The sequence below is a fragment of the Bradyrhizobium erythrophlei genome (assembly GCF_042430365.1).
Classification (GTDB): Bacteria; Pseudomonadota; Alphaproteobacteria; order Rhizobiales; family Xanthobacteraceae; genus Bradyrhizobium; species Bradyrhizobium erythrophlei.
Map to the genome: position 1 here is coordinate 1 of NZ_JBHMET010000027.1, position 17,138 is coordinate 17,138.

Genomic DNA, 17,138 nt, shown 5'->3' on the forward strand with positions numbered 1-17,138 from the left:
CTCCAGAGCTTATACTGCCTCATCTGCTCTACATCGTTCCTCGCGACGCATGATGGCTCGTACGTCGCCTTCTGGCCCTTCGCGTCATTTCGCTGCCGTGCGGTAACCGCGTCGCTTTAGGAGCAGAGCAGACATTGCTTCTGTGAGTCACGGGACCGGTTTTTGAGTACACTAGCCGCGCGCCAGCTGGATCACCTTCGATGGCGCGCGAATGAAGTTAGCCCAGTCGCTCATGAGCGCCCGCCGTTTCTCGAGCTTAGCTCCGCGCTGGTACGCGGCGGTCGTCTCGCTTTTGTATTTGTGCGCCAGAGCCGCTTCGCGCACGCCGTCCGGATAGTCTGTGCATTCCTCGGCCCAGGTCGCGAACGTCGCGCGGAAGCCGTGCACGGTGACGTGCCCGTAGCCCATGCGATCGAGGACCGCGAGCATCGCGTTCTCGGAAAACTCCTGGCCATCCGGATTGGTGAAGATCAGTTCGCTCTGCTGGCCTTTGCTGAGCCCGTCGAGCACATCGAGCGCCGGCTGAGAGAGCGGGACGCAGTGGTCCTGGTCCATCTTCATCCGCTCGCCGGGGATCCGCCAAACCGCACCGGTCGGAAAGGTCCGATCGATCTCGGACCATTTGGCGCCGACGATTTCGTTCGTGCGACACACGGTGAAGATCAGGAAGCGCAGCGCCATCGCGGCGCGCCCCTCGGCGGCACGAAGCTCACTCATGAACCGGGCGGCCTCGGCGTAGGGCAGGGCCGGGTGATGACGGATGACGCGCTTGGGGCGCTTTGGGAGCTTCTCGCGCAGCTGTTTCGTCAGCTCAGCGGGATTACGGAAGTCGGAATCGTCGATGTTTGCATTCCTGGCGATAATCGTCTCGATTCGACCGCGCACGCGGTTGGCGGTTTCCCGCTTGGTCAGCCAGATCGGCTCGAGCAATTGGTGGATATGGCTCGGCTTGATCTCCGCGATCGTCAACTTCCCAATCGTTGGATAGGCATATCGCTTAAGCGAGGAGGGCCACTGGTCGCGGTGCTTTTCGCTCCAGGTCGACCATTGCGCGCGGATATAGACCTCGGCGCACTCCTCGAATGTCGGCGCCGCGTTCTGCGCTTCCACTGCCTTCGCCTCTTGGCGGGCATCACGGCGCTCCTGCACGATGTCTACGCCGGCAGTATTGCGATCCCCCTTCACGCGTAGGCGAGCTGCATCACGTGCGAGACGAGCGTTTTTAAGGGATACGTCCTTGAAGGAACCGAGGCCGTGCCACCGCTCCTTGCCGCCCTTCCAATAACGATAGGACCAACTCTTCGCCGCGGGGCCGGTGACGATCAGGTAGAGCCCGTCGCCGTCGGCATACTTACCGGGCTTCATTTCACGTTCGACGTCGAGCGGCTTGAGCTTTCCAGGCACGTGTTCCTCCGATCAAAACCATCCTCCGAACCTACGGTCCCAAGCTACGGTTTGCGCTTTGATTGTGAGGAACGACGGCGAACTAAGGAATACAGTCTGCCGACGAAAGCGCTGATTTTACTGGGGATTCCGAACAGTGGAGAACAAGGGAGAACACTGTACTGGCGGAAGGGGTGGGATTCGAACCCACGGTACCCTTGCGGGCACGCCGGTTTTCAAGACCGGTGCCTTAAACCACTCGGCCACCCTTCCAGCTCAATGTTTTCAAGTGCTTAGCGTCTGCCCCGAATAGAACAAACCGCGAAATTGGCACCCGATTGGCACCCTAGCGATTCAGCGCCGCATTAATCGCCGCTGCCGCCTTGCCATCGTCCTTTTGGAACAGATGGGCATAGATGCGCAAGGTGATATCGGGCTTGGCGTGCCCGAGGCGCTTGGAAATCGTGACGATATCCACGCCCGCGTCGATGAGCTGGCTGGCATGGGTGTGCCGCAGGTTGTGGAATCCCAGATCGGGCATCTTGATCTGGTCGGCAAAATCGCTCCACGCCTTGCTGTATCGCTTCTGGGAGGGCGGGGCACCGTCGAGACCGGCAAATAGCAAAGTGTCGTCCGGAAGCTTGCCGGCGCCGAGCTTTACCCGGATCTCCAATTGCTCTTTCCGGAACTCACGCAAGGTATCGACCAAGAAATCGGGCAGGGTGATGTCCCGGCGGCCGGCCTTCGATTTGGGCGGCTTGAACCGGATGCCGTGCGCCTTTGTTTCCTCCAGCGCCTCACGGACCTCGATAAACTTCCGGTCAAGGTCGACGCGCCCCCAGCGCAGCGCAAGCACTTCGCCAAGGCGCATGCCGGTGAATAGCGAAATCATGGCCGGCACGAATAGACGGTGACCCCGCACCAACTCGATGAACGCCGGCACGTCCTTCACGATCACCATTTCGTCGTCATCAACCTTCGGCGCGGATTGAGAGGCGGCGACGTTCTTAACGACCACTTCGTTCTTGGCGGCGTCGCGAAGTGCCTTGCCGAGGACGCGATGGGCATGGCCGATCGTGCGGGGCGAAAGGCCGCCTTTGCCGTCAGCCCTGCCGCTGTTCCGCAGCGTCGTATGCCATTCCTCGATATCGAGCGTCCGCAGCTTCTGCAGCAGCCTGGCGCCAATGTGCGGCACGATCTGATTTTCGACGAGTTCGCGATACCGGGCGGCTGTTCTGGCGCTGATATCACCGGCGGCTTCCCAGTGGTCGACGCGGGCGCGCACGAACTCGGCGACCGTGATCCTGTTCGGTTCGACGTATTTTGATTGGTCGACCGCAGTGATCAGTTCGGCCAGCTTGATCTGCGCCTGACGTTTGGTGCCGCGGACAGTGTGATATTGGATTTTCCGCTCACCCGTCTTTTCGTCGCGGCCGGCATCGAATTTGAGCCGAAACGAATTCTTGCCGCGCTGCTGGATGTGGCCCTTCATGATGTGTCCTCATTAGACAACGATGTTCACACCTGTTTTTCGGCTATGGCAAATTCATTCATCAGCCGAGCGAACGGGAGGGTCAAAAGATCAAGCTCGCTGGTCCTTACGATCGAAGAGACCTTTGTGGTCACCGATTTGGTGCGCTTAACACGGAATGTTTTTGTTTTGAGATTTCGCTCAGTTTGGAAACCGCTTGAGGAACTCTTCGAAAGCTCAATCAGCAGAAATTGACCTTTGTCCGGAGACACGCGGATGGATTTCACGACGAATCCGCTGTGCTGTTGACCAAATTCCTTGATAGCGGTCTCCATGGCGGACCTAAACGTAGGCAAGGCCATATAGTGCTTCGACTCATCACCGATGAGCTTGTCGGGCGGCGCCTCGCAGAGCTTCTTCACCCTCGTGTCGGTGTCGCGAAGGTTATCTGAGGCCATCAAGGCAATAATCATTACCCCGAGCGAATCAGCGGTGAGCGGGACGCCGCTGCCGGGTCCTTTCCCTGCCACATAGGGCAGGAGTCCCATTTGAGTTAGCGCCCGTTGGCGACTGTAGAGCGCATCGGCGGTGGTACCGAAGGCTTCGGCCATTACGGGCAAGAACGATTTCAAACCAGCCATGGCGAAACAGTATCAAAAAAACAGTGGTTGTCCAGCACTACTACTTGCCAAACTGGCCCGCGATACACTAATGGTGCTGGATCAACACCATTTGCGAAAGGATGAAACCGTGAGCCGAGAGCAAGTCACCGCGCTGCTATCGCAGTTCACAATCACTCCAGACGAGCTCTACCAGGCGAAGATCCTGCCCCTAAGCCGGAATGGCATCTATGAGGCAATTCGCAGGGGGGAGCTCGAAGTAATCGAGCTGGGCAAGAAAAAGGCCATTGTGACGGCGCCGCTGCGAAGAAAACTCGGACTGGATGACGCGGGCCAAAAATGATTGCAGCCACATCCAGCCCGTTTGAGATCCGTCAGCGCGACGATGGCTTGTTCGACATCATCAGCGGGGACACCGCCGCCGGGCCGTTTCCAACGATCTCATTCGCCATGATGATCGCCGAGGGCAGGGTGCCGGAGCCGAAGCCGACGGCGAAATTCCGGCGCTTCAAAGTCATCCGGGAGGTGCGCCGTCTTGCCTGACCCGGAAACGCGAAGCCCGGCCAAGGCGGCAACCATGGCGCGGGCGAATTCGCAATCGGCTTGTAGAAGCAGCACCGACAATATCCAGCAGCCGCAGGATCTGCAAGTACGACGCTTGCGCCGACTATTCGCGCTCCACCATGCCACGGCTGCGATCGTTGCTAGCCTCGCTTATGGGCCGCGATGAGGGCGCGGTCATGAGCAAGATTGAAAGCATCACGGCCGATGCGAGCATCGATCCGCGCGAGCTCCCCGGCTTCGAATCCGCGCTACGCATCATCGCGGGAGCGGCGACTGGCAAAGAAGAAAAGGTCTTCGCCGAATGGGCTAGAGAAGGCCTTCGACATGCCATTGCGGCCGGGATCGAAAAGGCAGTCGCTATTGACCGGTTGGACAATGCGGGAAAAGCGATAGGCTTATCGGCCGATCTGCGACTGCAGGCGCTCGCCGAGGCCGCGATCTCGGCAGAGCAGACGCGTGGCGCCGTCAATGCGATATTCGGTGACCTGGAGACGCTCCCGACAAGCGCGGCGCCGGTTCTGTCGCTCTCAACCGTGACGCCAGTCGCATGGAAGGGCACCGAGCCCACCAAGCAGGGATGGCTCGCCCACGCCCGCATTCCTATTGGCGACCTAACCTTGTTCTCCGGCAACGGCGGCGCCGGCAAGACCGAGATCATCACACAATTGTTGATCTACGTTGCCGCCGCTCTGGTCGACTGGCTCGGCTGCACCATCGAGAGCGGGGTAGCGCTGTTTCTCTCGTGCGAGGAGCCGGAGCACAACATCCGCGACCGCGTCGAACGGATCTGCGAGCATCGCGGTATCGACCCGTATAACTTGCCTGATCTGCATATGGTCTTCCCCGACCTTGAGGCGACGTGGCTTGTCCACGCTGGCAAGGACGGCAGGTTGATGAGAGCGCCGCTGCTCGACTGGCTGGAGGCTTGGATCGCCCAGCACAAACCCCGCTTGGTGGTGATCGACAGCATCGCCGCGGTGTTCGACGGAGAGGCCGTCGCCCGCCGGCAGGTTCGCGCCTTCCTCGCCATGCTTCGCAAGATTGCCCGCGCCCATGACGTCGCGGTCGTGCTGCTCGACCATCCGAGCGTTCGCGGCATGGCTGATGGCAGCGGGACCTCCAACTCGGTCGACTGGCGTAACTCAGTGCGATCGATGCTGCACCTGTCCGACCCGGATAAGGACGACCAGGACGTCCGCGTGCTCGAGACGAAGAAGAGCAACTACGGACGTTCGGGTGAGAAGGTGACGCTGCGGTGGGGCGGGCTAACCTTCGTCCCTGACAACCTCGGGGCGGCTTCACCCTATCGCGCTGTGGCCGAGCAGAACGTCGACGACCTGTTCCTGCGGTTGCTCGACAAACGCCACGCTCAGGGCCGTCCAGTGCGTCCCAGCACGGGCAGGGGATATGCGCCCGCCGAGTTCGCGAACGATCCAGAGGCGGCCGGCGTGGCCGCCAGCGCCTTCGCCGCGGCGATGGAGCGGCTCTTCACCGGCAACAAGATCGTCACCGTCTTTACCGGGCCCAAAAGCCGGGCCGTGAGCCACATTGAGAGGGCACCGTGAAGGTATTCCAATGCACTTCGATCGCCCCTTCGATCGGCCTTCGATCGGTTCAATCGCCTATTCGATCGGGTATTCGATCGCCCCTTCAATCGCCTTCGATCGCCCCTTCAATCGGGTGTGTTCAATCACCCCACACCCCTAGAGGCGATCGAAGCGCTCGCCGCGGCCTCGGTGGCCGCTGGCGCTTCGGCCGCCCTGGCCGATGGGTAGGGTTTAAATCCTCAGACGCGGCGGGGAGCCGGAACCGCATGGGTCGTCTGGCGGAGGTTTTTTTCCGCTGGGGGAGTTTGAAGAACAATCAAAGGGGCATCGAAAGCAAAGTTGGCCCTGTGCCGCAGGCATTTTCTCGATTCTGAAATCAAAAGGAAAGGTGGACGGACATGACAAAATCAAAAGGACTTGGCCGCGGTGGCACCCGCGTGGGTGCTGGGCGCAAGCCGAGCGCGGCGAAGGTGGACTGGGATGCTGTCGCGCGTGCCTATTTCGCGGGCCGGGGTACTGTCGACGAGATCTGCCAACAATTTGGCGTTAGCTATGGTGATCTCTTGGCCTACGCGGCGCACAACCATTGGATCACGCCGCGGCCCTTCGGGCGACATCTCGAAGACCTCGGCGACATGGCCAGCGCGCTCGCCTGGGCGCTGCTTGATGAGCGAAACGAGTCGACTGCACATCGAACCCGCCGATTTGTGGGGGCGATGGTCAAGCTAGAGGTTCGCGTCAGTCACATCGCAGACGTTCTGCACGTTTCCGAAGAGGCCTTGCGGGCTGAATTCCCGAAAGAGCTTGCCGGCGCTCGTTAGTTAGGCGTCACCGGGGATGTTCACGCCACGCCTGCAGGCTATTCTTGACCGGCTGCCGCCGGAGGACCGGGCGGTGCTCGAGGGGGCATTAGCCTCGGCGCAGCCAGCCCGCGCCCGGAGGCTTGACGAGCGAGACCAGGCCATCAGGGACATTGCTGCTCTGTACCCTGGCACGCCGAGCGGCTCGGCCAAGGCCATCGCCGTGGATCTCGCCAGGTACCTATCGGGGCCATGGCTTCGCGAACGGGATGGTGGCCCCCCGGAGAGCGCTGGCGAACGTCGGCGCCTGCTATTCAAAATCGCCTTTTTCGGCGTCGGCGCGTCGCTGTCTTGGCGGCAAATCCTGAATTTAATCGAGGGCCACCGCGGCCGTTGAAGTTTGCAACATCTCCCTATGGATGTTGCAAACATAGTCGTGGCTATCTGCGTTCTAAGATGAACGCTTGAGGCCGTGAAAACATGATTGCCGCCCTCAGAAAGAAACCCGTAGCTGCGCCCGTCGATGGCGAAGTTGATCGCCTGGCGGCGCTCGAGCGCCAACTCGCGAAGATCGAGGCCGATGACAAGGCCCTATTTGAAGTTCAGCTGGCTCTCGAAGAGAGTAGCAGCGGATTCTCAGCCTCGCGCCTCACGGAAGCGGCCAGGGCGCTGCTCAGCGGCACCGATTACGATCCTACCGCAAATTCAATTTCGCAGTTGGAGATCGTGCGCAAAAAGCGCGCCGTCTATCTGCGCGCGCAAGAGATCGGCCGTTTTGAGCGCAATCAGCTCCTCATCGAACGTGCCGAGAAGATCTTTGCCTCCTTTTCTGCGGACGTCGCCGAGATTGAGCGCCGCCGCATCATGATGGTCCTGGAGCTCCAGCGCATCAATCGCGAACGCGAGCAGTTGCGCGAAAACATTCGCTCCGCTGGCGGCGGTGGCTCCCTGCCAACGGATGGAATCGAATTGCTGGGCATCGGCGATCGACAAGATGAAATCTGGGAGTGCTGCGAGCGCGCGATAGCCAGGGGCGTCGTTTCGCGCGCCGAAATCGAGAAGGCAAGGTCGGATGTCTGAAATCGATCTCTTGCGCCAGGAAGCACTCGCGCGCCGGATCAAGGGCGTCGACGGCGGCAACCGAGTTCACTGGGATTCGAAGCAAGCCGCCGAATTGCGTGACTGGATCATGAGCATGCGGGAGGACGCCTTCCGTGCTGCAGCAGCGCCTCGCAAGTTCATCGATTCTGCGGCATCTCTCGCAAGCATTCGCGCGAAGCTGATGAAGTCGTCAGCGCTCGCGGCCGACGCCGGCCAGCCTGGCAATCCGCCTTGGATTTTTCGGATCACCACGCCGGACCGGGACTTGGCAGGAGACTCGATCCTGCCTGACGGCGTGCAAAGTGACCCAAAGAACTTGCCGGTATTGCTATCCCACGACAGCATCGCCCTGCCGGTCGCCCGATCGTCGGCTCCGTGGAGAGTTGATCAATCCATTCTAGCTGTCGCGAACTTCCCAGCGCCGGGCATTTCGCCACGGGCCGACGAGGTTGCGGCAATGGTCCGGGCGGGGCAGTTGAGGGGCGCGAGCATCGGATTCGTGCCGGTCCGTTACAAGCTGTCAACTGATCCGGCGAACCCGACCGGGATAACCTTCACCGAAATCCGCCTCATTGAATGGAGTCTGACCGGGACGCCCTGTAATCAGTCGTGCTGGGCCATTGGTCCGGCCGCTGCGAAATCCGCGAGCCGTAACGTTCCGCTCAATGATTTCCCACTTCCGGAGGAAGCGGCCAGCGACTGGGAATGCCACGCCATTTCCACAATGCCGATTGATGCGAGCGATGACGCCTACGATCCAGCAAAGTCGAAGGCGGCCTTGCTCGAGAAGTTCTCCCCGGACGGGACGATCCTGGATGGCGCGCGAGACTACTTTTTCGCGGTCAAACCATCGGCGCCGCTCGACGCAAACTCATACCAGTTTCCGTTTTGCCGTGTCGGAGGGGGCGCCGTTATAGCGTCAAAAGTCGGTTGGCGGCAGAGCTTCGCTGCGCTCGAAAAGTCCAGCATGCCCGGAACGGTCATCAGTCAGGCGCGGGCACTAGTTGATGTCCTCGAAGAGCGGCTTGGTGAAATCAAAATGGCGGCTAGACTCCGCGAAGCTCGCGAGCTTGCAGCGAAGGCGCGCGCCTCGATCTCCCATGATGATCGGCCCCCAACCCGCGAACAGCGCCTAGCGGAAGCCGCGAAATTTCGTCGGCAAGCCTATGGAATCTAAAATTGCGTGCCGCTCATCGCGCAATTGTCCGCCATCGCGGCGGAATCGCGGACCGGGAATAAATCCCGGTCCGCATCCCTTCACAACGATTAGGAATCTCGAACATGCAGATCATGCACCGCATCATTGATGCTCCGCCAGCGCTCCGCAGATTCCTTGACGCGAGGGCGATGGGCGCTTCGCGCGAGGCGTTGAAAAAGCTCAGCGACCTCGCGCTCGTCGAGCAAGCGGAGCGCTCCGGCAAACCGTTCTTGAGGCTTGTCGCTCGCGACGGAGCGCAGACGGACGCGACGTGATAAGCGATCCGTCAGGCGCAAGTGTCGGTGGTGGAGGATATGGTGGCGCGCAGGAAGCATTTGACTTCGTTCTAGCGAACGTCAAGACCTATACGCTTCCGACGCAGCCAACGCCGCCCGTCACGATGGGAATCGAGTCGTCGGCATACGACGCGATCCTGTACGGCAAGACGATTCCGATCTTCGTGGGCGGAAAGGCCCTGATGGGCGGGCGCATCATCGAGGGCCCTTACTTCGGTGGCACACAGACAGATCCGACCGTCTCATTTATAGCATCGGTGGGCATATCGGCCAATCCTAGCGGAACGCGCACGATTACAAGCCTTCGGCTGCGGGGTAAGGAGCAGTGGAATTCGGTCTCGGGCTCGCTCAATGCTGCGATCCTGACCAATGACCGGATCAATTTTCGGACAGGGACGGAAACGCAAACGCCATTCCAGTCGAGCATCGATCGGTTTGGGGCAAATGCCATTGCCTATCGGTCGCACATCATGTGCGAGTTGATCAACGTTCCATTGAAGCCGTTCGGCGGCATCATCCCGATGCCGTCGCTCGAAATATCAGACTCGTCGTTCGGCCTTCCGAGTGACGGCATCACGCGAACTGAGGCGCTGACCGTTCTGCTCCGCTACATGCGGTTGGCGGATAGCGATTTCGTGGTGAACGTCCAAGGTAGCGATCCTGCATGGATCGTCGCCAACCAGATGACACTGGTCGATTTCCTGCAGAACTTCCGCAAGATCTTCGTCAACTGGAATATCAGCTTTCGCGACAAGCTGCGGATCATCGAGCCCACCACGTTGCCGATTGCAGCGACGCTGGACAGGACGAACGTCATCCGCGGCTCGATCAACTTCTCGCAGGCCGACGTCCTGATCCAGCCGCGGGAAAAACTTTACTCGTTCATCGATATCGCGCGGGATTACGAGCCCAACATCGCATCAGCGCGAGCGGAAGCATTCCCTCTGCCGACCACGGGCAATGTAAATTCGGAGACCGTCGAGCTGCCGATCGTCGCGTATGCTGACCAGGCGGCTGCCGACGTCAACCTATCGCTCTATGAGGAGCTGGCGGCGCAGGACCAATTCGGGGCTGTAGTCAATCCTTCGGTGTCCGGGATCGAGGCCGGCGATCCGTTCCAGTATTCGGATGGTGGCGCTTCGTTCATCGGCCGCGTGTTCGAGACGCAGCGCAATCTAGCGAATTTCCAAGTGTCGGTGATCGGTACGGAAATCTTGCGCTGCGACGCTGCATGCGATGTCCCGGTCGGTGCGGTTGCGCATCTCGATTTCACCGCGCCTTGCTATTGGGTGAACGGAGCGTTTTACAATCTCTCTGATGTCGTCAGCGAGTCTGGCACTGGCGGGCCGAACGTCACCAGCGCCGGCCTTGTCATAAATAATCCAAGGGCAGCGGGCGCCAGCAGGCCGATAGTGGCAGGGCCATTCCTCAGTACTTGGAAAAATCTCATTCTCAATGCCGGATTCACCGTTGTCGTTGAGTGGCAGAGGGTGACGACGAACGGGCCGTTCGCCATTTTGGCCTATTTCAACAGCGCCGATGGCCTGCACTCGAATGAATTGTATTTCGGAGATTCGGGTCCGTTCGCTCGCATCGCAGCGGATTGGAACTTCGGTGTGGCGGAGACTAATCCATATGCCCTGCCGGGGCCGTCACGCGTTGCTGCGTCGTTCGTTAGGGCTGCGAGCAACGATCCGGCGCTCGGCCATCTCGCCATCGCGACAGACATCAGCGTGCCTGAAGTGCAGACTTGGCCGAGCGGCGATCCAATTTCGAACGTCGAATACATCTCCATCGGAAGTTATGGGCCGGCGAATCCGAATTACGAATACACCGGCCAGTTCTACATCCGCAAGATCACGCTGTACGCCCTGAAGCCGGACAGTGCGCTGAAGGCGCTGGCGGTAGGCTGAGGCTATGCCGTTACTCAAAACATCTATGCCGGAGGCTCGTCACGCGACTTGCTGACGGCTAGGCAGCGGGCGCAGGGGGTCCTGCAGGCCGCGACGCGGGCGGCCGGCTAATAAAAAGCCTCGCCCCATCGCACGGGTTGGGGGGTGTGAAATGGAGCGAGGTACCAGCGCGCAACGTATGGGGACGTTGCAATTCCAGTACTTGCTTCTGATTCGGGGCGGGTTCGAGACGCTGTGGGGATAGGAGCAAGTTTCCCAACGGTAAATTTGCTCCTGCGAGCAGTCCGCCGGCCGATGCGGTTTATCTGACAATCTTGTAGCGCTTGGCCGCTTTCTTGCGCGGCGCCGGCGGCCTCGGCTCGCGCCCGTGGTGCAGAGCCTTGAGCATCGCGATGTGCGCCATCATCCGGATCCCGCCCTTGTCGGCGCACCAGATCAGCATCTCGATCGCGGTCTGCCAGTGCTCTTTGGCGGAGATCTTCGGCGGCAGCGCTTCAATATAGCGCGCGGCGTCGCGCAGGGTGACGAGCCTGCGGCCGTCCGGCAAATCGATCGGATCCTCAAACTCGCGGTGCCAGCCCTCGTCGGCCATCAGCGCCGCCGCCAGCCGCGTTTGTCGAAGATCGGCGTGGTCCCCTTGGGCATCCGCGGCGCCTCTCCAGGCTTAGGGGTATTGCAGGCCGGGCAGGGAGCACCCGCTGCCCCGCAGCCACAAGCATGCGGACCATCCCAAGGACTTTCAGGATGGGCTTCACAGACCCAGCCGGTGTCATCGCAGCGGAGGCAGTTCATGCAGGCATCGTCGCCCGGACTCTATCGGTGAACAAGCGGAAGCCGAAGGTCGCCACCGGCACGCGTGCCCAATCCGGTCATGCCTTCACATCACCCGCCGCGGCGGCGGTTAGCGGACCCTCAGGTCGAGATGTGAGCAAGCACTGATAGGGCAGTCTGCTCTTCGGCAAGGCGCTGATCAATGAAGTTGCGTTCGACATCCGAGAGTTGGGTCTGGAGCAAACGGCGATAGCGCGCGATGTTGTTTTCGTGCGCGCGCTGGCGAGCCAATTTCTCATCGATCGTATCGCCGCAATCGTATGCGCTCGTTTTCATCACTCCCCCAACGCGACAAAGAGCTGGATTGAATGGCGGCAACATTGCGAAGGGGCTAGTGAACGGCCCCCGACGCGACCGGGACAGCGGGTCAAAGCACCGGAGGCCGTCCGCACTCTGTACGAGCACCAAGAAATATTCGGCGAACGGAACGAGAGCGCAAGAGCTAAACCGGAGTATCCCAGAAGATAGATGGACGCTTAACCTGCCTTGGTGCGGTTGGCCGCTTCAGCCTCTCGCGCCAGCCGTTCTGCCTTCAGGGGGGGTCTTGATTGCTTTCTGCGCGATTAACGATCACCTGCAGGTTTCGCAACGGCCTGCGTCTTTCTCGACGACCTACGGGACCCGCTCCGGCCATTGTCCAGGTAGTTTGGAGGTGGTCTATTGGTCCACCCACTTGTGCAATTAAAGCGATCACCTGCGCGTTTTGCGACGACCTGCAGGTATCACTTTCAGCGCGACAATCGATGGAGACTCAGGGTAGAACCCCTGGGCTAAGTTCAACAATCTTTTGTGTTCAGCGGCGCGGGGGATAGGCCGATGACGGTCATTGTAACCGTCAAAATCAATGACGGAATTGTTTTAGCCTGCGACAGTGCGACAACCTTTTCGAATGATGCTGGCGTTCCTATCAAGATTTATAATAGCGCCAACAAGGCATTTAACCTCGTCAAGGGCTTACCCATCGGTGGCCTGACCTGCGGTGCAGGGGGCATTGGGTCGGCGTCGATCTCAACGATTACAAAGGATCTAAGGCGGCGACTGAGCGGTCAGGAAGAATCGCATTTGGAGTGGAAGCTCCCGCCCGACTACACGATGAAGCTTGTTGCTGAGCATGTACGGCAATTCCTCTTTGAAGAGCTCTTCAAGCAAGAATATGGTGGGGAGCCGCCCGAAGGTTTTTCGCTTGCCTATAAGGTATGCGGTTATTCTGCGGGTGCAGCGTTGCCTGAGTTGTGGGACGTTCGCATTGTGGACGGAACGTGTGGGCCGCCGAGCCTGCTGCGCGATCAAGCGGATTGCGGAACGAATTGGGACGGTGAACTTGATGCGCTATCACGGCTGTTGCTGGGAGTCGGGGTGAAATTTCGCGAACTTCTCATCGAGGAGGGGGTTCCGGAGGAAGAGGCAAACGAAGCGGTTCAGAAGGTGCAGAATAAGCTAGGTGCGCCGGTCGTGTTGGCTGCGATGCCAGTTCAGGATGCAATCGAGCTTGCGAAATTCATGGTGCAGACAACAATCGGGTTCATGCGATTTAATCTCGGTGCAGAAACAGTCGGTGGCCCGATCGAAATCGCGGCAATCACCAAACACGAGGGGTTCAAATGGATCAGCCGAAAGCTGTTCTACGACATGGAGCTCAACCCATGAATAGCTGGGTCAGAGCCTTACAGGCCATGCGAGAAGAGATATCGCCTCAGTGGGATCCTGTGGCCAAATTCTACGACATCCCGATTTGGAAGCTGGAGTCCGGGGCCTACGCAACGAACAGTTCAAGTTCGGCAGCCGATCCAAGGAAGCGTTCCAAAGCAACGGACTAATTGGCCGGGCTTTAAAGAGGCCCTTTACTCGGTCAAGTGCTCCAGGAAAGCTTCGCAGGTCCTTCTCCGCCTCAGCGAACGTATTGAACGGCGATCCGCCCACCCTCATGCGGGCTGGTTGAAATCGATGGGGCGCCATGAGGCAACAAAGCCGGGAGGTCCGTGGAGACCGGGCCCGCTGCGGCTCTCGTTGCTGATCACGAACGAATAGCCACGATCGCTCGCGCTCCAGATCTCAAGATCATCTGTCGCGCGGCGAAAGTGCAGGGCCATTTCACGCTTCCACCGGGGAGGCAAAAACTTTGGTCCCCTGTGGTCATCCAGATGGACGCTTAACCTGCTTTTGTGCGGTTGGCCGCTTCAGCCTCCCGCGCCAGCCGTTCGGCCTTCAGCCGCTCTCGGTTTTTATGAAAGGCCTTTTGCGCCTCGGCGTAATCGGTCAAGGCTTCCTTCGCTTCGGCCTGTCTGAATAGCTTGTGGGCTTCGCGTTCCGCAGCTGTCGGTGCCCGTCGGTCTCGGTCTTTAATCATCGTGACCTCCCCATTTGGGCTTCAATGAGTCAACGCGCGGAGAGGGCTTTCGATCCTCTCTCCTGCGGGCTTGCGGCTCGTTGAGAGGTCTGTCGCGCTGTAGGGGAGCCTTTTAAGCGGGATATCTGGTCACGATTGCCGCAATCACTGCTTCTCTGCGGGGGCGGTGACACCGCCAGTGGGTGGAGGCGGGGGTGCTGGCTGTGGAGTTTCCGCCGCAGGTGCCGCAGCAATGCAGTCACCGGCCCAGATCTTGGTGCCTCTGACCGTCCCGACGAATTTGCACCCCATTGACGCTTGCGGCCTGACCTGAACGGGCGGCTTTTTAGCCGCCTTCGGTGGAGGAGCTTGAGCAAATGCGCTGGTCGTAAAGAGCAGCGCGATAAGTCCGATTAGCGGCTTCATGGGTCGTTCCCCTTCGAACGCGCGTTCACTTCCCCTTCGCCTTCCGAGCGGCCAGAGCTTCCGCCAGCCTTTTTTCAAATTCGGCCCGCCGTTCCTCTAGCGGGCGATCAAAGAAATTGTCCCTCACGTACAACCCGCGCTGTTCATCCTGTTCCAGCTTGTCGATGTTGCAGTCTTTGAACACGCAGGCAGTGAACGCTAGTTGCTCCGTTTGGTAATCGATGAGCAGTGTGCATTTCACGAACTCGCAATCGTCAAACCGAGTGAAAATGCTTTTGCCCCGAAAATCAAAATGCTGGCCTTGAAAGCGTTTGCGCCAGATCACGCGTTCTTCCGGCGGCTCGCCGCTCATTTCCCCTTCGCATTCAGCCCTAGTTCTAGGATGCCCCGTATGGCTTCGGGGCGGGTTACAGGAGGCTTTTGCTTGGCCGCCCATGCATCGATCGCCTTGATCTGTTCGGACTGCAGGCGAACGCCGACTAGCGTCCCGGTCTTGGCGGATCGCTTTCTGACTGGCTTCGCTATGTTATCATAACTTGATTTGGCCATCAGCTATGATAACATAGAAGCAAGCCGGGGCAAGGCGGCAACCTCGCTCCCGGCTCTAACCCCAAGCAAGCAAGGATTAGTTGCTATGCCCGAAGCTACCTCAAACAATACCATAACCCCGACGCGTCGGGGCTTCCTCTCCCGAGCCGCTGGCGTGGCCGCTGGTGGCACCGTCCTGGCACTGGCGACAATTCCGCCAGCGGTGGCCGCAGCGGCGCCGGTGGGCCCGTCTGACGCCAGCCCCGAGCTGCGCGATGCCGCCCGCGCCTTAGACGAAGCCCATGAACGCCTGAAAGCAGCTAAGGCGCGCTTCAATGCCGATGACCTGAAGGTGCATCAGTGGCGAATGACCAATCCCGAGCCACTGAGCAAGCGGGGCCGCAAGAGGTGGGCGCGGAAATGGCGCGAATATCAGGATGCGACAGAAGGCCAAAGCTGGCGAGCTCAACTTGAGGCAGAAAGGGATTTCCAGGGCGCTCAGATGGCGGTTGCGAGGATCAGCCCTCGGGACATGCGCGAGCTGGCGCTGAAGGCCAGCCTCTCCAGCGTATATGACTGCGTGCCACAAGCCACCTATCTCAGCGGCACCGCGCCGATCGGCTTCTCTGTGGCGATCGATTTGGTAGGTCTTATGAATCCGGTGGCGTCATGAAGATAGATTCAGAACACCGCCGGCACGCAATTCAGATCGCCGCAGCGTTGCCCAATGATCCCGAGGACGCGCTGATCGTGCTGCAGTTGGCGAGAGATCTCGTGACGGTCTTCCTCTCCGAGCCAGAGAAAAATCCGGCCCCCGTTATCACCCTGATCGGGGGCAACGACTGCGCCTGACCGCCGCTTCGGAAAGCCCGCCGGTTCACGCCGGCGGGTTTTTCCTTGCGGCGTGATACGCTAGCGCCCTAGGCTGCCCACCATTGCTTCAAAAGGGAGAGAGCGGACGTGGCTACAGGTACTGTGAAGTGGTTCAATCCGGTCAAAGGGTTCGGATTTATCCAGCCCGACAACGGCGGCAAAGACGTGTTCGTCCATATCTCGGCGGTGGAAAAGGCAGGCCTGAGCACTCTGAATGAGGGCGCCAAGGTGAGCTACGAGGAAAAGGAAAATCGGGGCAAGACGTCCGCGGAGAATCTGAGAGTCGGCTGACAAGGAATCGGAATGGTGTCCTGATCCCGGTGCTGTCCCAGTTACGACACTCGCAATAGCGAATTGAATTAGGACACGCTGCATGGAACCAAATGGAGCTTGGAGAGTCGGTTCCAAGCTTCCGGTTCTTAGCCCCCAAGCCCCTACCGGGAGAAAACCCTCACTGGGTTGGCGACCTTCGGCGCTCTATCCGCCGAGGGTCGTTTGGGCGGAGGGGGATGAGGCTGCCTTACTTTTCCGAAAGCAATTCCCTGATTTGCGCCTGATAGCCCTTGGCCATCTGAGCCAGGATGCCCTTGGCTTGCTCGTCGTTGATTGCGTTCGCGAGTCTGAGGCAGCGGTCCCGCTGGTCTTGCAGCGCTAAGATTTGGTCGGTCCTTAAGTCGTCTTCGGCCATGCGTCCCCTCCAAGCTGGAGAAGGCGGGAGCACGGTGGTCTCTCAGCCGCTGATGCCACGATTAGAGTCAGCGATGATCGATAATGGGTCGGGGAACTGAAAGTTCAATTTAGGACACCAACAAATCCTAAATAGGACACCGGGCTAACGGACGTCTATTTCGCGCTGTCGCAACCACACCCGAATATGCTGCGCAATATGCTGCGGATAAGCCCGGCGAATGGTCGGCGGGGATGGGCGTTGTTTGGGGGCAAATCAACGAGATGCTGCGCAATGGCTGCGCAGCAAGTCGTTGTGTCTATCTTGGCACCGCAATTGGCACCCAACTCAACAAAACGGGTAGGGACCATCAAGTACCAGCAGACCCGAACGCCTCGAAAAACATCAACAAAACAGGATTATCGGGGACGGTCAGGGACTGGGAGGACAGCAAAAACTGTATTTCAAGACCGGTGCCTTAAACCACTCGGCCACCCTTCCGTCCGTGGAAGTGACTGGGCTTTTAGCGACGGATGGTCGTGTCCCAGCTGGTGGTGTAGCTGGAGCGAAGCCGCTCGCGACGCGCGCCCCCCC

General features: G+C 59.7%; 20 protein-coding genes and 1 tRNA gene. 12 read left to right on the forward strand and 9 right to left on the reverse strand.

Going from position 1 to position 17,138, the window contains the following annotated elements:
• Positions 1–171 precede the first annotated feature (171 nt).
• The 4 genes from ACFFWD_RS03645 to ACFFWD_RS03660 form a co-directional block, all read right to left on the reverse strand.
• On the reverse strand, positions 172–1,404 hold the full coding sequence (locus tag ACFFWD_RS03645; RefSeq protein WP_376961536.1) for a tyrosine-type recombinase/integrase: 1,233 nt from the start codon (positions 1,402–1,404) through the stop codon (positions 172–174).
• 162 nt (positions 1,405–1,566) lie between these two features.
• A tRNA-Ser gene (locus ACFFWD_RS03650) sits at positions 1,567–1,656 on the reverse strand.
• Between the two features lie 73 nt (positions 1,657–1,729).
• Positions 1,730–2,875, reverse strand: coding sequence for a tyrosine-type recombinase/integrase (locus tag ACFFWD_RS03655; RefSeq protein ID WP_376961538.1), 1,146 nt, complete (start codon positions 2,873–2,875; stop codon positions 1,730–1,732).
• A gap of 26 nt (positions 2,876–2,901) precedes the next feature.
• Positions 2,902–3,495 carry a hypothetical protein gene (locus ACFFWD_RS03660; RefSeq protein WP_376961540.1) on the reverse strand — a complete coding sequence of 198 codons (594 nt, stop codon included), beginning with the start codon at positions 3,493–3,495 and terminating at the stop codon, positions 2,902–2,904.
• Between ACFFWD_RS03660 and ACFFWD_RS03665 the strand changes: the two genes are divergently transcribed.
• The 8 genes from ACFFWD_RS03665 to ACFFWD_RS03700 all read left to right on the forward strand — a co-directional run bounded on the left by ACFFWD_RS03665 (position 3,494) and on the right by ACFFWD_RS03700 (position 10,893).
• The gene (locus ACFFWD_RS03665) at positions 3,494–3,817 is read left to right on the forward strand and encodes a hypothetical protein (protein WP_376961542.1); all 324 of its coding nucleotides are present in this window, start codon (positions 3,494–3,496) and stop codon (positions 3,815–3,817) included. The genes ACFFWD_RS03660 and ACFFWD_RS03665 overlap by 2 nt on opposite strands.
• A 47-nt stretch (positions 3,818–3,864) precedes the next feature.
• A complete protein-coding gene (locus ACFFWD_RS03670; RefSeq protein WP_376961543.1) occupies positions 3,865–4,017 on the forward strand; it encodes a hypothetical protein in 153 nt (50 codons plus the stop codon).
• Positions 4,018–4,214: 197 nt separating this feature from the next.
• On the forward strand, positions 4,215–5,603 hold the full coding sequence (locus ACFFWD_RS03675) for an AAA family ATPase (RefSeq protein WP_376961545.1): 1,389 nt from the start codon (positions 4,215–4,217) through the stop codon (positions 5,601–5,603).
• 380 nt (positions 5,604–5,983) lie between these two features.
• Positions 5,984–6,406, forward strand: coding sequence for a hypothetical protein (locus tag ACFFWD_RS03680; protein ID WP_376961547.1), 423 nt, complete (start codon positions 5,984–5,986; stop codon positions 6,404–6,406).
• Between the two features lie 459 nt (positions 6,407–6,865).
• Entirely contained in the window at positions 6,866–7,465 is a 600-nt protein-coding gene (locus ACFFWD_RS03685; protein ID WP_376961549.1) for a hypothetical protein, read from the forward strand.
• Positions 7,458–8,663 (forward strand): HK97 family phage prohead protease, encoded by a 1,206-nt coding sequence (locus ACFFWD_RS03690; protein ID WP_376961551.1) that lies wholly within the window; start codon positions 7,458–7,460, stop codon positions 8,661–8,663. The genes ACFFWD_RS03685 and ACFFWD_RS03690 overlap by 8 nt, the downstream gene beginning before the upstream one ends.
• Before the next feature lie 104 nt (positions 8,664–8,767).
• Positions 8,768–8,959 (forward strand): hypothetical protein, encoded by a 192-nt coding sequence (locus tag ACFFWD_RS03695; protein WP_376961553.1) that lies wholly within the window; start codon positions 8,768–8,770, stop codon positions 8,957–8,959.
• Complete coding sequence (locus tag ACFFWD_RS03700) at positions 8,956–10,893, forward strand: phage tail protein (protein WP_376961555.1); 1,938 nt, start codon at positions 8,956–8,958, stop codon at positions 10,891–10,893. Before ACFFWD_RS03695 ends, ACFFWD_RS03700 begins: the two co-directional genes overlap by 4 nt.
• Before the next feature lie 301 nt (positions 10,894–11,194).
• On the opposite strand, the gene ACFFWD_RS03705 is transcribed toward ACFFWD_RS03700, so the two are convergent.
• On the reverse strand, positions 11,195–11,485 hold the full coding sequence (locus tag ACFFWD_RS03705) for a hypothetical protein (RefSeq protein ID WP_376961557.1): 291 nt from the start codon (positions 11,483–11,485) through the stop codon (positions 11,195–11,197).
• A 320-nt stretch (positions 11,486–11,805) separates the two neighbouring features.
• Positions 11,806–12,000, reverse strand: a complete 195-nt coding sequence (locus tag ACFFWD_RS03710; RefSeq protein WP_376961559.1) for a hypothetical protein — start codon at positions 11,998–12,000, stop codon at positions 11,806–11,808.
• 540 nt (positions 12,001–12,540) lie between these two features.
• Between ACFFWD_RS03710 and ACFFWD_RS03715 the strand changes: the two genes are divergently transcribed.
• Positions 12,541–13,371, forward strand: a complete 831-nt coding sequence (locus ACFFWD_RS03715; protein ID WP_376961561.1) for a hypothetical protein — start codon at positions 12,541–12,543, stop codon at positions 13,369–13,371.
• Between the two features lie 502 nt (positions 13,372–13,873).
• Here ACFFWD_RS03715 and ACFFWD_RS03720 read toward each other — a convergent pair.
• Both ACFFWD_RS03720 and ACFFWD_RS03725 read right to left on the reverse strand, forming a co-directional pair.
• Positions 13,874–14,071 carry a hypothetical protein gene (locus ACFFWD_RS03720; RefSeq protein WP_376961563.1) on the reverse strand — a complete coding sequence of 66 codons (198 nt, stop codon included), beginning with the start codon at positions 14,069–14,071 and terminating at the stop codon, positions 13,874–13,876.
• 430 nt (positions 14,072–14,501) lie between these two features.
• On the reverse strand, positions 14,502–14,828 hold the full coding sequence (locus tag ACFFWD_RS03725) for a hypothetical protein (protein ID WP_376961565.1): 327 nt from the start codon (positions 14,826–14,828) through the stop codon (positions 14,502–14,504).
• 282 nt (positions 14,829–15,110) lie between these two features.
• Between ACFFWD_RS03725 and ACFFWD_RS03730 the strand changes: the two genes are divergently transcribed.
• The 3 genes from ACFFWD_RS03730 (at position 15,111) to ACFFWD_RS03740 (ending at position 16,168) form a co-directional block, all read left to right on the forward strand.
• Positions 15,111–15,677, forward strand: coding sequence for a hypothetical protein (locus ACFFWD_RS03730; protein WP_376961567.1), 567 nt, complete (start codon positions 15,111–15,113; stop codon positions 15,675–15,677).
• A complete protein-coding gene (locus ACFFWD_RS03735; RefSeq protein WP_376961569.1) occupies positions 15,674–15,856 on the forward strand; it encodes a hypothetical protein in 183 nt (60 codons plus the stop codon). The genes ACFFWD_RS03730 and ACFFWD_RS03735 overlap by 4 nt, the downstream gene beginning before the upstream one ends.
• A gap of 108 nt (positions 15,857–15,964) precedes the next feature.
• Positions 15,965–16,168 carry a cold-shock protein gene (locus ACFFWD_RS03740; protein ID WP_376961571.1) on the forward strand — a complete coding sequence of 68 codons (204 nt, stop codon included), beginning with the start codon at positions 15,965–15,967 and terminating at the stop codon, positions 16,166–16,168.
• A gap of 229 nt (positions 16,169–16,397) precedes the next feature.
• Here ACFFWD_RS03740 and ACFFWD_RS03745 read toward each other — a convergent pair whose 3' ends face one another.
• On the reverse strand, positions 16,398–16,565 hold the full coding sequence (locus ACFFWD_RS03745; protein ID WP_376961573.1) for a hypothetical protein: 168 nt from the start codon (positions 16,563–16,565) through the stop codon (positions 16,398–16,400).
• Positions 16,566–17,138: the final 573 nt, after the last annotated feature.

Coding starts and splice junctions, on each gene's coding strand:
- ACFFWD_RS03675 (WP_376961545.1), top strand. CDS start 4,215: ATGAGCAAGATTGAAAGCATCACGGCCGATGCGAGCATCGATCCGCGC.
- ACFFWD_RS03730 (WP_376961567.1), top strand. CDS start 15,111: ATGCCCGAAGCTACCTCAAACAATACCATAACCCCGACGCGTCGGGGC.
- ACFFWD_RS03735 (WP_376961569.1), top strand. CDS start 15,674: ATGAAGATAGATTCAGAACACCGCCGGCACGCAATTCAGATCGCCGCA.
- ACFFWD_RS03685 (WP_376961549.1), top strand. CDS start 6,866: ATGATTGCCGCCCTCAGAAAGAAACCCGTAGCTGCGCCCGTCGATGGC.
- ACFFWD_RS03690 (WP_376961551.1), top strand. CDS start 7,458: ATGTCTGAAATCGATCTCTTGCGCCAGGAAGCACTCGCGCGCCGGATC.
- ACFFWD_RS03680 (WP_376961547.1), top strand. CDS start 5,984: ATGACAAAATCAAAAGGACTTGGCCGCGGTGGCACCCGCGTGGGTGCT.
- ACFFWD_RS03720 (WP_376961563.1), bottom strand. CDS start 14,071: ATGATTAAAGACCGAGACCGACGGGCACCGACAGCTGCGGAACGCGAA.
- ACFFWD_RS03710 (WP_376961559.1), bottom strand. CDS start 12,000: ATGAAAACGAGCGCATACGATTGCGGCGATACGATCGATGAGAAATTG.
- ACFFWD_RS03660 (WP_376961540.1), bottom strand. CDS start 3,495: ATGGCTGGTTTGAAATCGTTCTTGCCCGTAATGGCCGAAGCCTTCGGT.
- ACFFWD_RS03705 (WP_376961557.1), bottom strand. CDS start 11,485: ATGGCCGACGAGGGCTGGCACCGCGAGTTTGAGGATCCGATCGATTTG.
- ACFFWD_RS03665 (WP_376961542.1), top strand. CDS start 3,494: ATGGCGAAACAGTATCAAAAAAACAGTGGTTGTCCAGCACTACTACTT.
- ACFFWD_RS03745 (WP_376961573.1), bottom strand. CDS start 16,565: ATGGCCGAAGACGACTTAAGGACCGACCAAATCTTAGCGCTGCAAGAC.
- ACFFWD_RS03715 (WP_376961561.1), top strand. CDS start 12,541: ATGACGGTCATTGTAACCGTCAAAATCAATGACGGAATTGTTTTAGCC.
- ACFFWD_RS03725 (WP_376961565.1), bottom strand. CDS start 14,828: ATGAGCGGCGAGCCGCCGGAAGAACGCGTGATCTGGCGCAAACGCTTT.
- ACFFWD_RS03655 (WP_376961538.1), bottom strand. CDS start 2,875: ATGAAGGGCCACATCCAGCAGCGCGGCAAGAATTCGTTTCGGCTCAAA.
- ACFFWD_RS03695 (WP_376961553.1), top strand. CDS start 8,768: ATGCAGATCATGCACCGCATCATTGATGCTCCGCCAGCGCTCCGCAGA.